The sequence below is a fragment of the Paenibacillus sp. 2003 genome (assembly GCF_031455635.1).
In the GTDB taxonomy this organism is placed as follows: Bacteria; Bacillota; Bacilli; order Paenibacillales; family Paenibacillaceae; genus Paenibacillus; species Paenibacillus amylolyticus_B.
This window is the reverse complement of sequence record NZ_JAVDTB010000003.1, coordinates 413,614-430,174: the sequence shown is the minus strand read 5'-3', so window position 1 is coordinate 430,174 and position 16,561 is coordinate 413,614. Positions and strand designations below refer to the sequence as shown.

The following is a 16,561-nucleotide window of genomic DNA, read 5'->3' as shown; positions in this document are numbered from 1 at the left end:
CACGCGCATACATAGTGAAGGAGACGGAATCGATTCTGAAGAAGCAAAGCGTTCGCCTTTATCAACGGATTTCACCCTTTAGGAAAGGGAAACAGGAAATCCGGGGATAACAGCAATCAAAAGAACGATCCGAATCCGGAACGGGCATAGAACGCACATCTACCTCCCCCATCCAACTGTCTTCTTTATAACTCAAGTACTTGTACGAATCGAAGGAGTTGGCATAATTGTGGAGCACGCTTTTGGTCCTTATATGAAACAACTGCGCGAGCAACAGGGATACAGCATCAATCAGCTCGCCGAAGCAGCCGGAATAAGCAACTCACAGATTTCACGTATTGAGAACGGGGTCCGGGGTGTGCCGAAACCAGCGACCATCCGCAAGATTTCAGATGCACTCTCGGTGCCCTATACAGAGATGATGAAACAGGCTGGCTATATTGAACCAGGGAGTTCCACTGAACTTCAGGATGTACCGGAATGGGCTACATACAAAGACCGTCGTGATTTCAAAAAGATGTTGGAGGACGATGATGATCTGATGTTTGACGGCATTCCACTCGATGAAGATGACAAGAAACGAATCAAGGATGTGCTGACAGGTCTGTTCTGGGAAGCCAAACAGATGAACAAACGCAAAAAGACAGAAGAATCGGACAAGCGCCCATGAGGCATGACCCACTGAATTTAATGAGGCAGCAGGTGAGATCATATGGATGACATCGTAACAAAGCTGATTCGAAAACACCGGACCAACTGCCCTTTCAGCATTGCCCGCGCGGTTGGAATACAGATTCGTTTCACCAATTTGGGGAAGTCCACCAAAGGACTGTACTTTCGGAAGCTCCGGCGCAGGTTCATCGTCATACACAATGATTTGCCGCCGGAATGGCAGCGGTTCGTATGTGCCCATGAGCTTGGACACGACCGGCTTCATAAAGGGATTAATCGATTCTTTCTGGAGGAACATTCCTATTTTGCTCCAGGAAAGCTGGAAAGACAGGCCAATCGTTTTGCCATTCAATTGCTAACCTCCGGAGTGATTCCTGAACCGGATGAATCTTTGGAGAAATTTTGTTTACGTACCGGACTGCCGCGTGAAGCGCAGCATTTTTTTTACACCCTTTAAGAACATACGTTCTTTACAAAGATTATATTTTCCAATAGCAGATTTACATGTCACTTTCAGGTTACTTATTTTTACGTAATTCGCGAGATTTCCTAATAATAGTCTGTTAAAATACTACGTGAGCTGTGTAAACACTCAAGTAGATTATTAATTGGGGAGGTTTCGGATTCATATGAAAATCTGGAAGAATTACGTTTCACTTCTGCTAACGGTCTGTTTGCTGTTTGGCAGTGTAGGTATTGCCGCGGCTGCAACGGATACCACCACTCCGGGCACAGGCAAACACATTACCATTCTACATACGAATGATACGCATGCCCGTGCAGTTGAATCTTCACCTGCTATGGGTTTTGCCAAAGTAGCTGGAATCGCTGACAAATATCGTAGCGAAAACCCGAACACACTCTTGCTTGATGCTGGAGATGCTGTGCATGGTACAACTTTTGCCACTCTCGTTAATGGTGAGAGCATCGTGAAAGTCATGAATGAAATGGGATACCAAGCCATCGTACCGGGTAACCACGAATTCAACTACGGTTCGGATCGTCTGATCGAACTGGCAGACATGATGAACTTCCCCATGCTGAGTGCCAATGTGAAGAAAAAAGACGGAACACGTCTCTTCGATCCTTACCTCATTAAAGAGGTAGATGGCGTGAAAATTGGTATCATCGCTTTGACAACACCGGAAACGTTGTACAAAACGAATCCCAAAAACGTAGAAGGTCTTGATATTACAGATCCATCTGCGGAAGCCAAAGTTCTGGTAAACGAAATCCGCAGCAAAGTAGATGTTGTTGTGGTATTGGGACACCTTGGACAAGACGCGTCCAGCACGGATACTAGTTTAAAAGTAGTTAAAGAAGTTCCTGGCATCGATATATTCATTGATGGTCACAGCCACACAATACTGCAGGACGGTCTTGTATCCGATAACGGAACATTGATCGCAAGTGCAGGAGAATACACTAACTACGTCGGTGTCATTGATCTGTGGGTAGACGGTGGTAAAGTAACGAAGAAACAAGCAACATTAATTGATGAAACTGAAGCAAAAGACATCAAACCGAATGAGAAAGTCGCGGCTCTCGTGAACTCCATTCAAAAAGAACAAGAGCCTATTTTGAAAGAAGAAGTAGCCAATACAGCCATTCTGCTGGATGGTAAACGTGAGCAGGTACGTGCAGGTGAAACCAACCTGGGTGACCTCCTTGCAGATGCCATTCGTGATGTCAGCAAAGCCGACATCGCATTGACTAACGGTGGTGGTATCCGTGCTTCCATCGAAAAAGGGATCGTAACTAAAGGTGATGTTATCACAGTGCTTCCTTTTGGTAATCAAGTGGTAACCCTTGAAGTGAAAGGGTCCGATATCCTGGCAGCCCTTGAAGTCGGTGTAGCCTCCTATCCGGAACCAAGCGGTGGATTCCCGCAAGTATCTGGAATCAAGTTCAAAATCGACGCTTCCGCTGCTGAAGGTAGCCGTGTACATTCCGTAACCGTGGGCGATAAAGCCCTTGATCCGGAAGCAACGTATACACTGGCAACCAATGATTTCACAGCTGTTGGTGGTGACGAATACACCATGTTTGCCAAATATCCAACTACGGGTATGTATGGCGCGCTGGACGAAGCATTGATCAATTACATGCAGAAGCTTGGCGCTGTAGACATCAAAACAGATGGTCGGATCAGTGAAGCGAAAAAACCTGCAGTAGAGCCGGAAACTCCGGCAACAGAAACACCAGCTCCAACCAAGCCAAAACCAGAAACACCAAAACCGGAAAAACCGTCTAAACCGACGCCAAGCAAACCTGCTCCAGCTAAACTGCATGTTGTGAAATCCGGAGATTCCCTGTACTCTATCTCCAAACAATACGGCACAACTTGGCAGGCATTGCAAAAGCTGAACAATATCAAAAATCCACACTGGATTTATCCAGGTCAACAATTGAAATTGCCCGCAGCTTCTTAAGCTAAGCAAAGCAAAGTGCATATAGGCATGACCGCTTATAGTGCATCAACATACGGATCTATCTTGTCATAACAAAAAGGGTGTCCCTCAGGCCAGATTACTGGTTAAGGGGACACCCTTTTGTATCTCCGTTCTTAAACATCAAACCACATCAGATACTTGAACATTTCCTGTGGACATATCCTGCTGATTCTGACAATCATCTGAGGCAAAAATAAATCCCAGCCAGGCCTTTACGGACCAACTTTATCATGTGCCTTCGACACCGAACTATATAAAAACTCTCCGGAATGACCGTGCTCATGCGGTTATTGTACATTTAATTTCGACATCTCTATCTTCTCAAAATTGCATACTTGCACATAAATCCGCCTGCGTATGATCATCTTCAATTCCTTAATCATAAAATCATTTGTATACTAAATACATATGTCCAAATATAGTTATTTCGTATGATATCACTCATAAAACCCTACCAAATTGCATGCCTATAGCCCTCTTTTTCATGCTCACATTGGAATTTCAGCAATCAAAATCATCTACCGCATCATATTCGGTACTATTATATAAACTCATATAATTAGCGATTCCCCTTGATCTATATAAGTTGAACTAAAGATATGTTCACACGTACACTCCGATGACAGAATAACCTTCCAATCGCTGTTATCCCCAAATTTTTTTAATTCCCTTTTCTCAAGGGAAAAATCCGGTGATAGCGTATGCTTCCGATGCAGCTTTCTTTCAGAAAGCTTTTAGGCGAACGCTTCGCTTTTTCAGGTTTTTTCTGTCCTCTCCGTCTCTGTGTAAATGATTAGTTCAACTTATTTAGAAAGTGAGCTGTTCCTTCACATAAAGCACAGCTTCCTGTGCCGTCAAAGCGATTCGTTTCAATTCACCTGATGCTGCAAGTGCGTGTGATCCCAGTTCGACCTGTCCTTCTGCTGCTCCTCGGCCAATAACGATCTGCACAGGCAATCCGATCAGCTCCGCATCCTTGAATTTCACACCCGGACGTTCATCTCGGTCATCAACCAATACCGTGTAACCGCCATCGATCAATTGTTGTTCCAGTTCGAGAGTGAGCTGACGCTGCTGCTCATCCTTCCAACTTACTGTAATCAGATGCACATCATAAGGCGCAACAGCGGCAGGCCATCTTATGCCTTCATCTCCTGCATATTGTTCAGCTATCGCAGCCATCAGGCGGGATACGCCAATGCCGTAACATCCCATGACTGGCGCGCATTGGCGACCATTACGATCCAGGAATGAAGCGCCCATGGCATCACTATATTTCGTTCCCAATTTGAAAATATGTCCAACCTCAATACCTTTGGTAAACACAAGTGGTGATCCACATGTTGGACAAGCATCCCCTTCCGCAGCAAAACGGATTCGTTCTACTCGCTCCAATGCAAAATCAAAGCCTGGGCGTACGCCGGAAACATGCACATCCACTTCATTGGCTCCTGTAATTGCACTCTTCATCACTGCCACGTCAGCGTCCACCACCATCGGCAGATTTAGTCCAATCGGACCCAGGAATCCTACCTTCAGATTTGGATGTGCCGCAATGGCTGCATCGTCTGCAAGGATCAGTTCCTCTGCCCCCAACACCTGCTTCAATGCGATGTCATTCAGTTCATGATCTCCACGCACAAGCGCAGCGACGAGCTGACCATCCGCCACATAAAGCAGCGTTTTGATCATATGTTCAGCCCCTTCGCCAACAAAGGAACTTAACTCTGCGATCGTACGAACGCCAGGTGTGGAGATGCGTACTACCTTTTCCGCTCCTGAATGTTCATCCGTTTGAAGCGCGGAGTCTGCACTCGCAGAGTCGGCTGGAACTTCCAAACTTCCTTCTTTTTTCTCAATATCTCCAGAAGTCTGATAATCTGCTTTCTCCAGATTTGCAGCATATCCACAATGTTTGCAGGTTACAATCGTGTCCTCACCCACATCAGCAAGAGCCATGAACTCATGTGTTTCCCCTTGACCGCCAATCGTTCCTGCGTCAGCCTCAACACGGATATAGTCCAGACCACAACGCTCCAGAATGCGACTATACGCCGTGTTCATCGCCTGATAAGTCCGATCAAGCTCTTCCCAGTCCGAAGCAAAAGAGTACGCATCCTTCATGATGAACTCTCGTCCACGCAGCAATCCAAATCGAGGACGGCGTTCATCCCGGAACTTGGTTCCGATCTGGTACAGGGTGAATGGCAGCTTACGATACGAACTCACCTCGTCCCGCGCTAAAGCGGTTACGACTTCCTCATGTGTTGGTCCAAGAGCAAATTCCCGTGCATGACGATCCTTCAGACGCATCAATTCGGGACCATACTGTGTGTATCTTCCGGATTCTTCCCACAACTCCGCAGGCTGCATAATCGGCAGCAACACTTCCTGACACCCGGCACGATCCATCTCTTCACGAACGATCCGTTCAACATTTAACAATATACGCCGTCCAAGGGGCAGGTAACTGTAGATCCCTGCTGCCAGTTGGCGAATCATGCCGGAACGCAGTAACCAGCGATGTCCTGCTGCATCTGCCTCCGCTGGCGCTTCACGTAATGTTGGAACAAGCATTTCACTTTGACGCATCTGAACACACTCCTAATCTTCCTTTTTGTTATCAAATACGGCGCATAAACAGCAAAAAGACACATCCGTCAAGGGACGAATGTGTCGTGGTACCACCCTTATTTAACTGCAAATTAATCCGTTCGCAACCTATGCGATCTGTAACATGCAGTCCTACGGGGCATAACGGGCCCTGCCGGCGGAGGTTGCAACCCTGTATGGGCATTCTCTTCCGCAGCTCGCGAGGTAGGAATTATGAAGCAGCTACAGGAACCTTGCAGCACACTGTTCCCTCTCTGTTGAAGCTGGCTTGCACAATCATGTCCTCGTTATAACGCTGTTATCATTTTTGACCACATTAGTTCATTTACAAGTAATTGTCAACCAATTAGTCGAATACAACTCCAGAATAATACTCCACTACATCACGAATGAGCATAAACGCATCCCCATTTGTAAGATTGTTCTTGTCAGCAATGCCAGCAAGCGTGTTGGCACTTATAAAGTTTTGCGTTTGTAATTGAGCAAGTGCCTGTTCAAGTGAAGTTTCCGTTTCTGAAGATCCCATTGCCAGACATAACATATACGCAGCCTGATCCAACGTTAAAGGTAGGGTTACGGCATTCTCCATATTTGCTAGAGCTTGGTCGGCACTGCCTGAGTAAGCTTCTGGAAACATCGCTTGCATTCTTTTCAATTTACTTAAAAATCGTTCTGGATTCATTCCTTTATCCAGTTCCCAACCATCGTTATTATAATTGCCTGAAGTCATATACATACTCGCTGCAGCCAGCAATCCCTTGTAATCCTTATGCTCCATATAATCAGGCTGCTCGAAACGATGAACTTTCAGATCCATACCCTGATTCTCCAGCATCTTACGTAGTTCAGATGCTCGCTCTTCGGAAGTTGAGAGTTCGCGGAAGGACTCCTTATGGATATATGCCAGCTTGACCGCCGCTCCTGCTGCTTCTCCCTCTGCCATTCCCAGTGGGACAACTCTTGCACTACCGTGTGGGATTGTATCAAAACTTGCTGCACGTCCAACGACGAGTAAACCATCAACCTTTAGCGGTACAAGCGAGCGAAAGGGTACACCATATTGAATCGGACTCAACATAATCGTGCCGGGATTTCCAACACTCGTGCTCTGAATATCAATATCGTATGAGCCGTATCCAATGGCATCCCAATGATCACGATTTTCCATGACATCAGCTAATGTTAATCGGTACTCGCCATAGATATGACGTGACTCCCTGACGTAAAGCTCGTCTGCTGTTCCAGCATATTGTAGCCCTGCAAATTCATCATAATTTTTCTTCAGAAAATCAACAATTAGTGGGGCTTCTTTACGCCCGATTTCCAGACCTTTTTTCACAGATATCGGATCTAACGGATCTACCCCAAAGATTTGCATCGTATTAATCAAGATTGTATCATCATTTTGTCTTCCGATATTCAGACTTCGAATCTTAATATGTTGTGGATTGGAGGATTCATATTTTCTAGCATCACCGTACCCCCAAGCACTCATCTTATCAACCCCGGTTCCCTCTCTTTCCCTAAACTTTTGCCATACCTTATCAGTAACACCGCTTAGCTTGAATACAAGCGTAGAGACCATTTTGGATTTACCGTCTCCAATATCTTGTCTACCTATGGAATATGGAACTCCTGCAGCGGCTGCAATATCCGCATCTTGCGTTGCATCAATGATGGAGCGGGTTGAGACCTGAACAGTTGTTCCATCTTCTTTAGTTATGTTCATACCCGTTATTGTCGTGTGATCTCCCGTAGATTGTTCAGTAAGGGGAACTAATTCCTTAGCATTCATCAACAGGTCAATATTAGGTTCAGAACGAACCATCCGATAGAAAATGTTAGCCGCAGTATTGGTATCAAATGAACTACCCTCGATCTGGTCAAACCATTCCTGGAAAATGCCTTTGTTCAAAAAGTCAGGCTGCCGCAAACTACTCAATAACTGCGGTTGTTCAGGGGAATAATTTAAATCCAGCGTATTAAGGCCTCCCTCGGTCAACAATCCTCCCAACATGTTGCGATCTCTTGCTTCCACCAGCAATACACGCATCCCGTTACGAGCAGCCGATAAGGCAGCAGTAATACCTTCCGGATCCGTTCCAGCTACAATAACGTTATAGGAATCTTTCAGGTTTAGTGTAGATTGCACTTCCTCCAAAGGCTGCCATACATAATTATTATTAAATTTATAATTCTTGTTCCAAATATAAAATGCACCATATGCAGCGCTCATTAAAACAATAAACACACTGGCTGTAATTGCTGTTATTTTCAATTTTCTACTAATCAAAGACACAAACCTCCATATGTACTTTAAATTCAATCATACTAACTCGTGAGTAGTTTTCCTATGTTATAGCAACAACCAACTAACTTTTTCTCCTTTCCTACACGAGTATGCTATAAACAATAAAAAAACTCCCCAACACTTCAAACGGTGTTAGGAAGTTTTGATAATAAGACGGAAAATTCTACTTTTATGTTGCCATAAATACAAACAAAATATAGGAAAGTCCCTAACTTTCCTCATTATAACGACCACTTTTTGCGAAGTAAAGACTTACCAAAACCGGAAATGCATCAGAAAGATCATTAAACACTCAGACTGTTCGTTCATCCTGACTACAATGAATTCTCTAGCGATGGCTGACATGGCAGCACGTTCCCTGTAATATAGAGAAATAGAAATCTATCACAGGTATTAATCGATAAAGGAGCTTGTCCTATGCCATATATCATATATGATCTTGAATTCACGGTAAGCCGCAATACTCGCTATTCTTCTGAAATTATTGATATTGGTGCCGTCAAAGTTACGGAAAGTGCGGATGGATTGGTTGTAACGGATACGTTCCATACGTATGTTCGTCCTTCCAATAAGTCTGTTCTGTCCACTGACACGATTCAGTTTACAGGTATCACACAGAAAGATATTGATGCAGCCCCTCTTTTTCCGGCAGCATTGAACCAATTCATTGCCTGGATGGGAAGTGACCCCTATTACATGTGTTCCTGGGGACCCGATGACCGCAGCAAACTGATCTCTCATTGTCGCACCCATCAACTTGATGTGGCCTGGATCACCAATCATAACGATCTCCAGCAACAATGGTCCCGCACCGTTCGTAAAGAAGGCAAGTTCCGCCAACTCGGACTCGCTCAGGCTCTTGAAATCTGCGGAATTGAATTTGATGGTACCCAGCACCGTGCCTTGGATGATGCCATTAATACAGCCAAGGTGTTTATGCATCAATTTGACCGATTCACTCTTGAAAACAACTGTGCAGCCGATGATGAGGGCATTACATCCAAGGTTGTCTATTCCAGCTCCACAGAAGATGAAGAGAAAGAATCCCCTTTTGGCAATCTGGCAAGCCTTTTCAAAACCAAAGAGTAACCGTCAACAGCACAGTACTTAATCGTGTTTTGCCTTAGGATAGGTGGCATTCTAATCTCAACTTTTATTGTACATTTGTTGCCAATATTTTAGGCGTTCTTTCATCTTGATGCGGAAGATCTCCGGTTCGAGAACTTCCGCATCAGGTCCATATTTAGATATCCATACGAGAAATTCGTCAACATCACTTAATATGGCTTCAAATAACAGGCTACCTTCCGGTTCAATGGTTAGGATGGGTCGCATAAAAAATTGCTCCTGCATCACACGCTCCACAGCATGAGGTGCAAATCGAATTTTGAACGCAGTCCACTCCGTACTTCCCTCGTATGCCCAAGGAATGCGGAAGTGCGATTGCATCAGATAATCCTCTTTGCGAAACGTGCGTGGCAATATCCGTATCCTTTGCAGCCGGCTCACCTGAAATATTCGAAGTTTCTCCGACAGGTGACAATACCCTAACAGCTCAAATCTGTATTCACGAGGGATAAGACAGTAAGGATCTATGCGAACGATCCCTTTTTTACCTTGAGACAGATACTCCCCTTCAATGGTGTTCTGTGAAATGCCAGCCTGAAGCAGGGTAATCAGGGATTGATTCTGCGAATCGTTGTTTTCATTTTGCCATGCGGGCAATCCCGCTTTGAACAATCCACTAATTTGCTCCGACCATTCCACTCGTTCTGTTTTGTTTTTCTGACTCGCAGCAACCACTTTCTCATAAGCGCTCTCAAAAGCAGGTTTCAGCAAAGGACGAATATTCTCCATAACTTCAGCAAGATGCATGAAAGCTTGGGCTTCTTCATCAGACCAATTTAGCGGATACATGGCAAATTGGCTGATAAACATGTACCCTTGCCCGTGTCCCATATTGGCGATCGGGATATGCATTGCACTGAGGGCCTCCATGTCGCGGTATATCGTCCTTTCCGTCGTCTCGCATCGCTGGGCAAGCTCACGTGCCAGTATGCCCGGCTTGGCCTGCACCAGTGTGATAATGCGCATTAATCGGATTAGTCGGTCTGTCATTTTGCCGGACCCTCCACGATGTTGTTTCAATAAATTTGATACAACTCCATCCATTGTTTAATATGATATTGATACATACATTCGACCTTCTCCTAAACTTCACCTTCAAATATGTAGACTCTCTCTATACCGTTACCATCTGAAATCAACCCTATTCCCCTAATATCTTTTTTTCACGATCATGATATCCTGTTGTAAACGTTATCTCATAGTGATAACGCAACTTTTCAACGATCTCGGCTTCCGCGTAATAGTCCAGATCTTGCTTCCGCGCAGCTTCAATTAACAACGCATCAGCACGACGACGTAACATATTACTTCCCTCTTGCACCCGGCCTCTTTCGTAGGCGCGCAGGGCTTGTTTGATCAGGGGCACGGTTTCACTTAATTTGATCGTCTTCTCCACCTTGGGATCTTCCGGCTGTCGCAACATGCCCAGATGACTGGTGTACTGAATATACAACTGTTCTCTTCGTAACAATACACGTTGACTTTGCTTCAACTTCCTCGTGCTCCAGTAGGCTGAACATACGGCAGCTTTTCCTGATGCATGGGGTCCCATGACGAATTCAAGCAAAATTTGTTTACTTTCTCCCTTGTACATATCCCCAAGCCTCAATAACCAGCCAATATCCGTTTCTTTGGAACGACATCCATAGATGCCTTTTAGCTGTACTCCATATTCCGGTTTGAGCAAAAGTTCCAAATCTCTTGATACAATTTTGGGTGCTATTTTCCTAAGTCTTTTGGCAGGGGCACCGTTACGCCACTCTACCATCATATATACGGGGTCGGCTCCCCCTGTCGGTATGGCCTCTTTATTCCACGAATAAGATACTTCAAAGACTGAGTTCACTGGTAGTCTCTCCCCCGATTTATATGTATTATCTTCTAAGTTATCAGGGTGAATGGACACTATATTGTCACGGAACACATGTTCTCATTAAATTTTTCCAATATATTAGTTTTATATCCCTAAATCCGTCTCAATACGACAATAAACGACGAAAAAGCCTGGCACTAGGCCAAGCTTATCAATCACTTATCTATGACAAGTCCCAAATTAAACAGTAGGATGATCGATTCCCATTTTGTGTAAATATTGCACACCATCTGCTTCGTTTACCGGTGCATAGGTGACACTGTCAATGACCAGCTTACGCCCTACTGGCTCTCCATTCACAGTGATCATGATTGTTTTGGTTGATGTGTTCTGATCTGTTGTATACATATGTTTCTACTCCTTCATGTTCACGATCTTATATTCAATCGGATATATTGGTATCGTTCATTAAATTGCGCATTTGTGAATAGCATGCACCCGGAACTGAAGTAAAAGATCTGTTAAACGGTCCGGTGTGCTTGCCTATCGTTCTATTACCCGGCAGCTTTGTAAGTTAAACAGCCCTGTTCCTAAATAATTTTAAATATTTCGGGTAATAAAACGATATCATCTTGAACCCATCGTCCCGGTTTTGACGTATAATGTAAGAGCCGTATTTCAACAATAGACGACGAATTCGGCGCTTGATCTATCTAACCGAAGAAAGAGGTGTTAACGATGCCAAAATCCATTCAGGGTTATTTCATTCGGGTGTTATTCACCACATGCATTCTATTTACCGTTTCGATCGCTTCGACAGCAAGTGCTGCCAGTGCCAATATTTTCACGGATATATACAGCGGATGGGAGCGAGTCTCCGAATTGCCCGGAGAAGTGAACGCTCTGCAGGAAAGTTATAAGCAAACAATGGAGCAATTAAATCAAACGTCTGCTCAGTTGGGACAAGCCCAGGCCAATGTCGAAGCATTTAAGACCCAGAACGAACAACTGCTGGCTCAGAACCAGAAACTCACTGAAATGGTAAGTAAGTTACAGGACGACCAGAATGCCAAAGCAGCTACCACCAAACGAATTCAGACGACGATCATCACTGTCGTTTCTCTCATATTGGGTTACTTTATTCTGATTCGTGTGATGCGCTGGGGAATGCGTCGCCGTTCCGGCCGAGTATAAAAGAACAGGAGCAACTGCATGAACATACACCTGAACAATGCTGAAGCAGGCGGAGCAGGACAAGTCGTCACATTTTCACTGATTAAAGATGACCGCCTTCATATTTTGCATCCGCAGCAAATTGTGGCCTTCCGCGGTCCAAGTGGGAGTCGCAATGACAAATTCATGAATATCACGGGCATATATCGCAAAAAAAAGCTGATTAAATCCGAAATCACCGGACCCTGCCAATTTGTGGCTGCCCTGCCTCCCGGATTCACGATGAAGGAAGTGGCGCTCACGGAGGACAGTGACCTGCTCTATGACTTCCGCCACCTGTTCTTCTACTCTGATGGTGTAACCATGCATACCAAAATTCAGAAAATCAAAAACATGCTGATCACCCGTGATGCAGTGAAAATGAAATTTTCCGGCAAAGGCAAAATCGGATTGCTCACTCAAGGCCAGGTCTGCCAACAGGAACTTCATCCAACAGCGCCGCTCTATGTGGATGCTGGCAGCATTATTGCCTATCCCGAAAATGCACATCTTGAACTCACCGTATATGGTAACAACCTTGCCAGTCAGCATATGAATTATCATTGGAAGATGACAGGACATGGATCTGTACTCTTTCAGGCTGGACGTGAGAATCACCGCTTGGAACAGGATCTTAACGATGAGGGACTGTTCAAACGAATTCTGAAAGAAGTTATCCCTTTCGGCAATGTATTGATCAAATAAACTGATCAAATAAGCTGTTAGTTGATGGAGCCGACCGATTAGCTGCCACTATGCTCCAGTGGGGTGGTCACCACGCGGTTTCATGTTATAATGGTTCAGACAATTGAAGAAGAAAATCCATGCCTGTGGCATGGGAGAGGTTCGCGAACTCCCTCTATAAGACTTGACCATGTGTTGGTCAGTATAAGTCTTGCGTACACGTTGCGGTCACCATGCAATCATGTACGTAAAAAACTAAGGACACTTACTCTTGCCTTCTTTTTTGAAGCGGTTATCGAGAAAGTGTGTTTTTTGATGGATGCCAGTTCATGAACTTCTCTGTTCTTCCGACACTCTATGCCTATGTGCATGGTTTGATCTCAAGAAGATAGAGAGGTTTTTTTATGTTGAACGAAGAAAAAGCAGTCGTTGTATTCAGCGGCGGTCAGGATAGTACCACGTGTCTGTTCTGGGCCAAACAGCAGTTTGCCGAAGTCGAGGTTGTTACATTTGATTACGGTCAGCGCCACAAGCTGGAGATTGAATGTGCAGCCGAGATCGCTCGTGATCTGGGCGTACAGCAAACGGTACTCGATATGAGTCTGTTAAATCAGCTCGCCCCCAATGCGCTCACTCGCACGGATGTGGATATTACGCATGAAGAAGGCGAACTGCCGAGTACATTTGTAGATGGACGAAATCTGCTGTTCCTCAGTTTTGCGGCCATCATGGCAAAGCAAAAAGGAGCACGTCACCTGGTTACAGGTGTATGCGAGACAGATTTCAGCGGATACCCGGATTGCCGGGATTCATTTGTGAAATCGATGAATGTGACACTTAATCTGTCGATGGACTATCCATTTGTCATTCACACCCCGCTCATGTGGCTGGACAAAGCCCAAACGTGGAAGATGGCCGATGATCTCGGTGCTTTTGATTATGTACGCGAGCGTACCTTGACCTGTTATAACGGCGTGATCGGCGATGGATGCGGAGAATGCCCTGCCTGCAAACTGCGCAAAGCCGGACTGGATCGTTATGTACAGCAACGTGCTGCCGGATCTACGGGAGTGGATGTGCGATGAGAGAGCCAGGAACATTCCGTATTGTAGAGCATCTGCAACGCATCGGAGAAGATATTCTACCCACCCAGCTGCGCTATCACCGCAAACGTGTGCTTGTAAGCAAAGAATTCACCTTTGACGCAGCACATCACCTGCATTGTTATGAAGGCAAGTGCAGAAACCTGCACGGTCATACGTATAAAGTTATTTTTGGCATCAGCGGTTATCCGGGTGAGACCGGGCTGACGGTTGATTTTGGACATATCAAAGATATATGGAAAACTCAAATTGAGGGATATCTGGATCATCAGTACCTCAACGAGACACTTCCTTTAATGAATACAACGGCTGAAAATATGGTCGTTTGGCTGTTCGAACAGATGGAACATGCGCTCCAGACGGAGCCCTATGCCGGGCTGACCGATGGTGGGCGGACGGAGTTTGTCCGACTCTTCGAGACACCAACCAGTTACGCGGAAGCGAGACGGGAGTGGATGATCCATGAGTAGTGTGACACAGCAGGTGAATGAGACGGGATCTCGCAAAGAGGCTCGTATTCCCGTGATGGAGATTTTTGGTCCGACGGTTCAAGGCGAAGGCATGGTCATCGGGCAAAAAACGATGTTTGTTCGCACCGCGGGCTGCGATTATCGCTGCTCCTGGTGTGACTCGGCCTTTACCTGGGACGGCAGTGGCAAGGACCAGATTCGGATGATTACGCCAGAGGACGTATGGGAAGAATTGCGCCGCGTTGGCGGCACCCGTTTCTCCCATGTCACCATCTCTGGCGGTAATCCCGCCCTGCTCGCTTCGCTGGGCGGGTTGGTTGCCCTGCTGCGGGAGAACGGCATCCGCACTGCGGTGGAGACGCAGGGCTCCCGCTGGCAGCCTTGGCTGGCGGACATTGACGAAGTCACCGTCTCGCCCAAGCCACCCAGCTCCGGCATGGACACCGATTGGGCCGCGCTGGATGATCTGATCGGAAGGCTGGCCGCTGGCCCGGTAGAAAGAAATCATAGTCTGAAGATCGTGATCTTCGATGAGACAGACCTGGACTATGCCCGCCGTGTACACGCGCGGTATCCGGGCACAGATTTATTTTTACAAACCGGGAACCCGGATGTGACTTCCGCCGATACGCCAGATCTGGCGTCCTCACTGCTTGCTCGTTATGAGTGGCTGATCGACCAAGTCAGTGCCTCCGATGACCTGAACAATGTTCGTGTGCTTCCACAGCTTCATACGCTGGTATGGGGCAATAAACGCGGCGTCTAATGGGCAGTATGGGTGGAATGGGCGGCATGATGTAAGGATGAGGGCGAAAGGTCCTCAGACAATGAAGAGAATTATACAGGCAAAAAATTGCCTATTCATATATACCGCGAGGCTTCGGCTTTGACGGAAACAAGGAGCATTTAATAACCGATGAGACAACCTGATGAGATGCAAGATGTGACGTTGCTGGGCAACCAGAACGTAAAATATACGTTTGAATATGATCCGGGCATCCTGGAGAACTTTGATAACAAACATCCGTACCGCGATTATTTTGTAAAATTCAATTGCCCGGAGTTCACCAGCCTGTGCCCGATTACGGGTCAGCCGGACTTTGCAACGATCTATATCAGTTACATTCCTGATATCAAAATGGTCGAGAGTAAATCACTCAAGCTGTACCTGTTCAGCTTCCGTAACCATGGTGATTTCCACGAGGACTGTGTGAACATCATCATGAACGACCTGATCAAGCTGATGGACCCCCGCTACATCGAAGTATGGGGCAAATTCACACCGCGCGGCGGTATTTCCATTGACCCATATACGAACTATGGTAAGCCGGGAACGAAGTATGAGCAGATGGCCGACCACCGCATGATGAATCATGATATGTATCCGGAGACGATTGATAATCGCTAAATCGTCAGGTTCATCCATTCTGTATAAGATAGAATCATAGAATGCCAAAAGCCGAACTCTGCTATATAAGTTGAACTAAAGATTATTTACACTGACACTACGATGACAGAACAACCTTCCAATCGCTGTTATCCCCAGATTTTTTTACATTTCCTTTTCTAAAAGGGGAAAATCCGGGGATGGCGTATGCTTCCGATGCAGCTTTCTTTCAGAAAGCTTTTAGGCGAACGCTTCGCTTTTTCAGGTTTTTTCTGTCCTCTCCGTTACCTTGTAAATGATTAATTCAGCTTATATAGCTTAAGAAGTTCGGCTTTTTAGTTTAATCCTGCAAAACCTCCGTCTCTACCCTAAGCTTAGAGTCACTTTCAAGTAGATCGATCTTTCTTTAGTTCTGTGACTTTTTTGATGTAATGTCTCAACATCAGCACACCAATTGACTGAAAAATGATAAATATGACGATAGCAGCAGATAGAGATTTTGGTGCTACATAGATAACCTGAAACGTTATTACAGCCATATACAAAATAGTCATCACCAACTCACGTTTGGCGGATTCATAAGGTGATAAGGATTTCATTTCCATCCCTCCTCTATCCTTCTTACACATAAATATGGGTCTTCTTACAGTAGATGCTAAAGTAATACTTTTATTTTGTAAATGCAATGCTATTAATAAACACCTTGGAAATAGAG

16 protein-coding genes are annotated in these 16,561 nt (G+C 45.5%); 10 read left to right on the top strand and 6 right to left on the bottom strand.

What is annotated here, in order from left to right; all coding sequences use genetic code 11:
* Positions 1–226: 226 nt before the first annotated feature.
* The 3 genes from J2X75_RS17340 to J2X75_RS17330 all read left to right on the top strand — a co-directional run bounded on the left by J2X75_RS17340 (position 227) and on the right by J2X75_RS17330 (position 3,104).
* Positions 227–670, top strand: a complete 444-nt coding sequence (locus tag J2X75_RS17340; protein WP_310338539.1) for a helix-turn-helix domain-containing protein — start codon at positions 227–229, stop codon at positions 668–670.
* 42 nt (positions 671–712) lie between these two features.
* Positions 713–1,129, top strand: a complete 417-nt coding sequence (locus J2X75_RS17335) for an ImmA/IrrE family metallo-endopeptidase (protein WP_310338217.1) — start codon at positions 713–715, stop codon at positions 1,127–1,129.
* Between the two features lie 172 nt (positions 1,130–1,301).
* Positions 1,302–3,104 carry a 5'-nucleotidase C-terminal domain-containing protein gene (locus J2X75_RS17330; RefSeq protein WP_310338214.1) on the top strand — a complete coding sequence of 601 codons (1,803 nt, stop codon included), beginning with the start codon at positions 1,302–1,304 and terminating at the stop codon, positions 3,102–3,104.
* Positions 3,105–3,932: 828 nt separating this feature from the next.
* Here the strand turns inward: J2X75_RS17330 and J2X75_RS17325 are convergent.
* Together J2X75_RS17325 and J2X75_RS17320 are read right to left on the bottom strand one after the other, a co-directional pair.
* On the bottom strand, positions 3,933–5,717 hold the full coding sequence (locus tag J2X75_RS17325; RefSeq protein ID WP_310338211.1) for a proline--tRNA ligase: 1,785 nt from the start codon (positions 5,715–5,717) through the stop codon (positions 3,933–3,935).
* Between the two features lie 367 nt (positions 5,718–6,084).
* Positions 6,085–8,031, bottom strand: coding sequence for an FAD-dependent oxidoreductase (locus tag J2X75_RS17320; protein ID WP_310338208.1), 1,947 nt, complete (start codon positions 8,029–8,031; stop codon positions 6,085–6,087).
* Positions 8,032–8,466: 435 nt separating this feature from the next.
* Between J2X75_RS17320 and J2X75_RS17315 the strand changes: the two genes are divergently transcribed.
* A complete protein-coding gene (locus J2X75_RS17315; protein WP_017690193.1) occupies positions 8,467–9,138 on the top strand; it encodes a 3'-5' exonuclease in 672 nt (223 codons plus the stop codon).
* 57 nt (positions 9,139–9,195) lie between these two features.
* Here the strand turns inward: J2X75_RS17315 and J2X75_RS17310 are convergent, their stop codons facing one another.
* From J2X75_RS17310 to J2X75_RS17300, 3 genes are all read right to left on the bottom strand, one after another.
* A complete protein-coding gene (locus tag J2X75_RS17310) occupies positions 9,196–10,167 on the bottom strand; it encodes a helix-turn-helix transcriptional regulator (protein WP_310338203.1) in 972 nt (323 codons plus the stop codon).
* 151 nt (positions 10,168–10,318) lie between these two features.
* Positions 10,319–11,023: a hypothetical protein gene (locus tag J2X75_RS17305; protein ID WP_307539179.1), complete on the bottom strand. Its 705-nt coding sequence runs from the start codon at positions 11,021–11,023 to the stop codon at positions 10,319–10,321.
* Positions 11,024–11,230: 207 nt separating this feature from the next.
* Positions 11,231–11,398, bottom strand: coding sequence for a hypothetical protein (locus tag J2X75_RS17300; RefSeq protein ID WP_017690196.1), 168 nt, complete (start codon positions 11,396–11,398; stop codon positions 11,231–11,233).
* Between the two features lie 330 nt (positions 11,399–11,728).
* Here J2X75_RS17300 and J2X75_RS17295 point away from each other — a divergent pair, with 330 nt between their 5' ends.
* From J2X75_RS17295 to queF, 6 genes are all read left to right on the top strand, one after another.
* On the top strand, positions 11,729–12,184 hold the full coding sequence (locus J2X75_RS17295; RefSeq protein ID WP_124117096.1) for a hypothetical protein: 456 nt from the start codon (positions 11,729–11,731) through the stop codon (positions 12,182–12,184).
* Between the two features lie 18 nt (positions 12,185–12,202).
* On the top strand, positions 12,203–12,907 hold the full coding sequence (locus tag J2X75_RS17290) for an AIM24 family protein (RefSeq protein WP_124117097.1): 705 nt from the start codon (positions 12,203–12,205) through the stop codon (positions 12,905–12,907).
* 386 nt (positions 12,908–13,293) lie between these two features.
* Positions 13,294–13,971: a 7-cyano-7-deazaguanine synthase QueC gene (queC, locus tag J2X75_RS17285; protein ID WP_310338535.1), complete on the top strand. Its 678-nt coding sequence runs from the start codon at positions 13,294–13,296 to the stop codon at positions 13,969–13,971.
* On the top strand, positions 13,968–14,459 hold the full coding sequence (gene queD / locus J2X75_RS17280; RefSeq protein WP_310338189.1) for a 6-carboxytetrahydropterin synthase QueD: 492 nt from the start codon (positions 13,968–13,970) through the stop codon (positions 14,457–14,459). Before queC ends, queD begins: the two co-directional genes overlap by 4 nt.
* Positions 14,452–15,225 (top strand): 7-carboxy-7-deazaguanine synthase QueE, encoded by a 774-nt coding sequence (gene queE, locus J2X75_RS17275; protein WP_310338186.1) that lies wholly within the window; start codon positions 14,452–14,454, stop codon positions 15,223–15,225. The genes queD and queE overlap by 8 nt, the downstream gene beginning before the upstream one ends.
* 150 nt (positions 15,226–15,375) lie before the next feature.
* Positions 15,376–15,867: a preQ(1) synthase gene (gene queF / locus J2X75_RS17270; RefSeq protein ID WP_124117099.1), complete on the top strand. Its 492-nt coding sequence runs from the start codon at positions 15,376–15,378 to the stop codon at positions 15,865–15,867.
* A gap of 365 nt (positions 15,868–16,232) precedes the next feature.
* Here queF and J2X75_RS17265 read toward each other — a convergent pair whose 3' ends face one another.
* Positions 16,233–16,445: a hypothetical protein gene (locus tag J2X75_RS17265; RefSeq protein ID WP_310338181.1), complete on the bottom strand. Its 213-nt coding sequence runs from the start codon at positions 16,443–16,445 to the stop codon at positions 16,233–16,235.
* Positions 16,446–16,561: the final 116 nt, after the last annotated feature.

Bases quoted from the DNA above. Each gene is read 5' to 3' on its own strand.
- queE (WP_310338186.1), top strand. From the start codon at position 14,452: ATGAGTAGTGTGACACAGCAGGTGAATGAGACGGGATCTCGCAAAGAG.
- J2X75_RS17300 (WP_017690196.1), bottom strand. From the start codon at position 11,398: ATGTATACAACAGATCAGAACACATCAACCAAAACAATCATGATCACT.
- queF (WP_124117099.1), top strand. From the start codon at position 15,376: ATGAGACAACCTGATGAGATGCAAGATGTGACGTTGCTGGGCAACCAG.
- J2X75_RS17295 (WP_124117096.1), top strand. From the start codon at position 11,729: ATGCCAAAATCCATTCAGGGTTATTTCATTCGGGTGTTATTCACCACA.
- J2X75_RS17290 (WP_124117097.1), top strand. From the start codon at position 12,203: ATGAACATACACCTGAACAATGCTGAAGCAGGCGGAGCAGGACAAGTC.
- J2X75_RS17315 (WP_017690193.1), top strand. From the start codon at position 8,467: ATGCCATATATCATATATGATCTTGAATTCACGGTAAGCCGCAATACT.
- queD (WP_310338189.1), top strand. From the start codon at position 13,968: ATGAGAGAGCCAGGAACATTCCGTATTGTAGAGCATCTGCAACGCATC.
- J2X75_RS17310 (WP_310338203.1), bottom strand. From the start codon at position 10,167: ATGACAGACCGACTAATCCGATTAATGCGCATTATCACACTGGTGCAG.
- J2X75_RS17335 (WP_310338217.1), top strand. From the start codon at position 713: ATGGATGACATCGTAACAAAGCTGATTCGAAAACACCGGACCAACTGC.
- J2X75_RS17265 (WP_310338181.1), bottom strand. From the start codon at position 16,445: ATGAAATCCTTATCACCTTATGAATCCGCCAAACGTGAGTTGGTGATG.
- J2X75_RS17330 (WP_310338214.1), top strand. From the start codon at position 1,302: ATGAAAATCTGGAAGAATTACGTTTCACTTCTGCTAACGGTCTGTTTG.
- J2X75_RS17325 (WP_310338211.1), bottom strand. From the start codon at position 5,717: ATGCGTCAAAGTGAAATGCTTGTTCCAACATTACGTGAAGCGCCAGCG.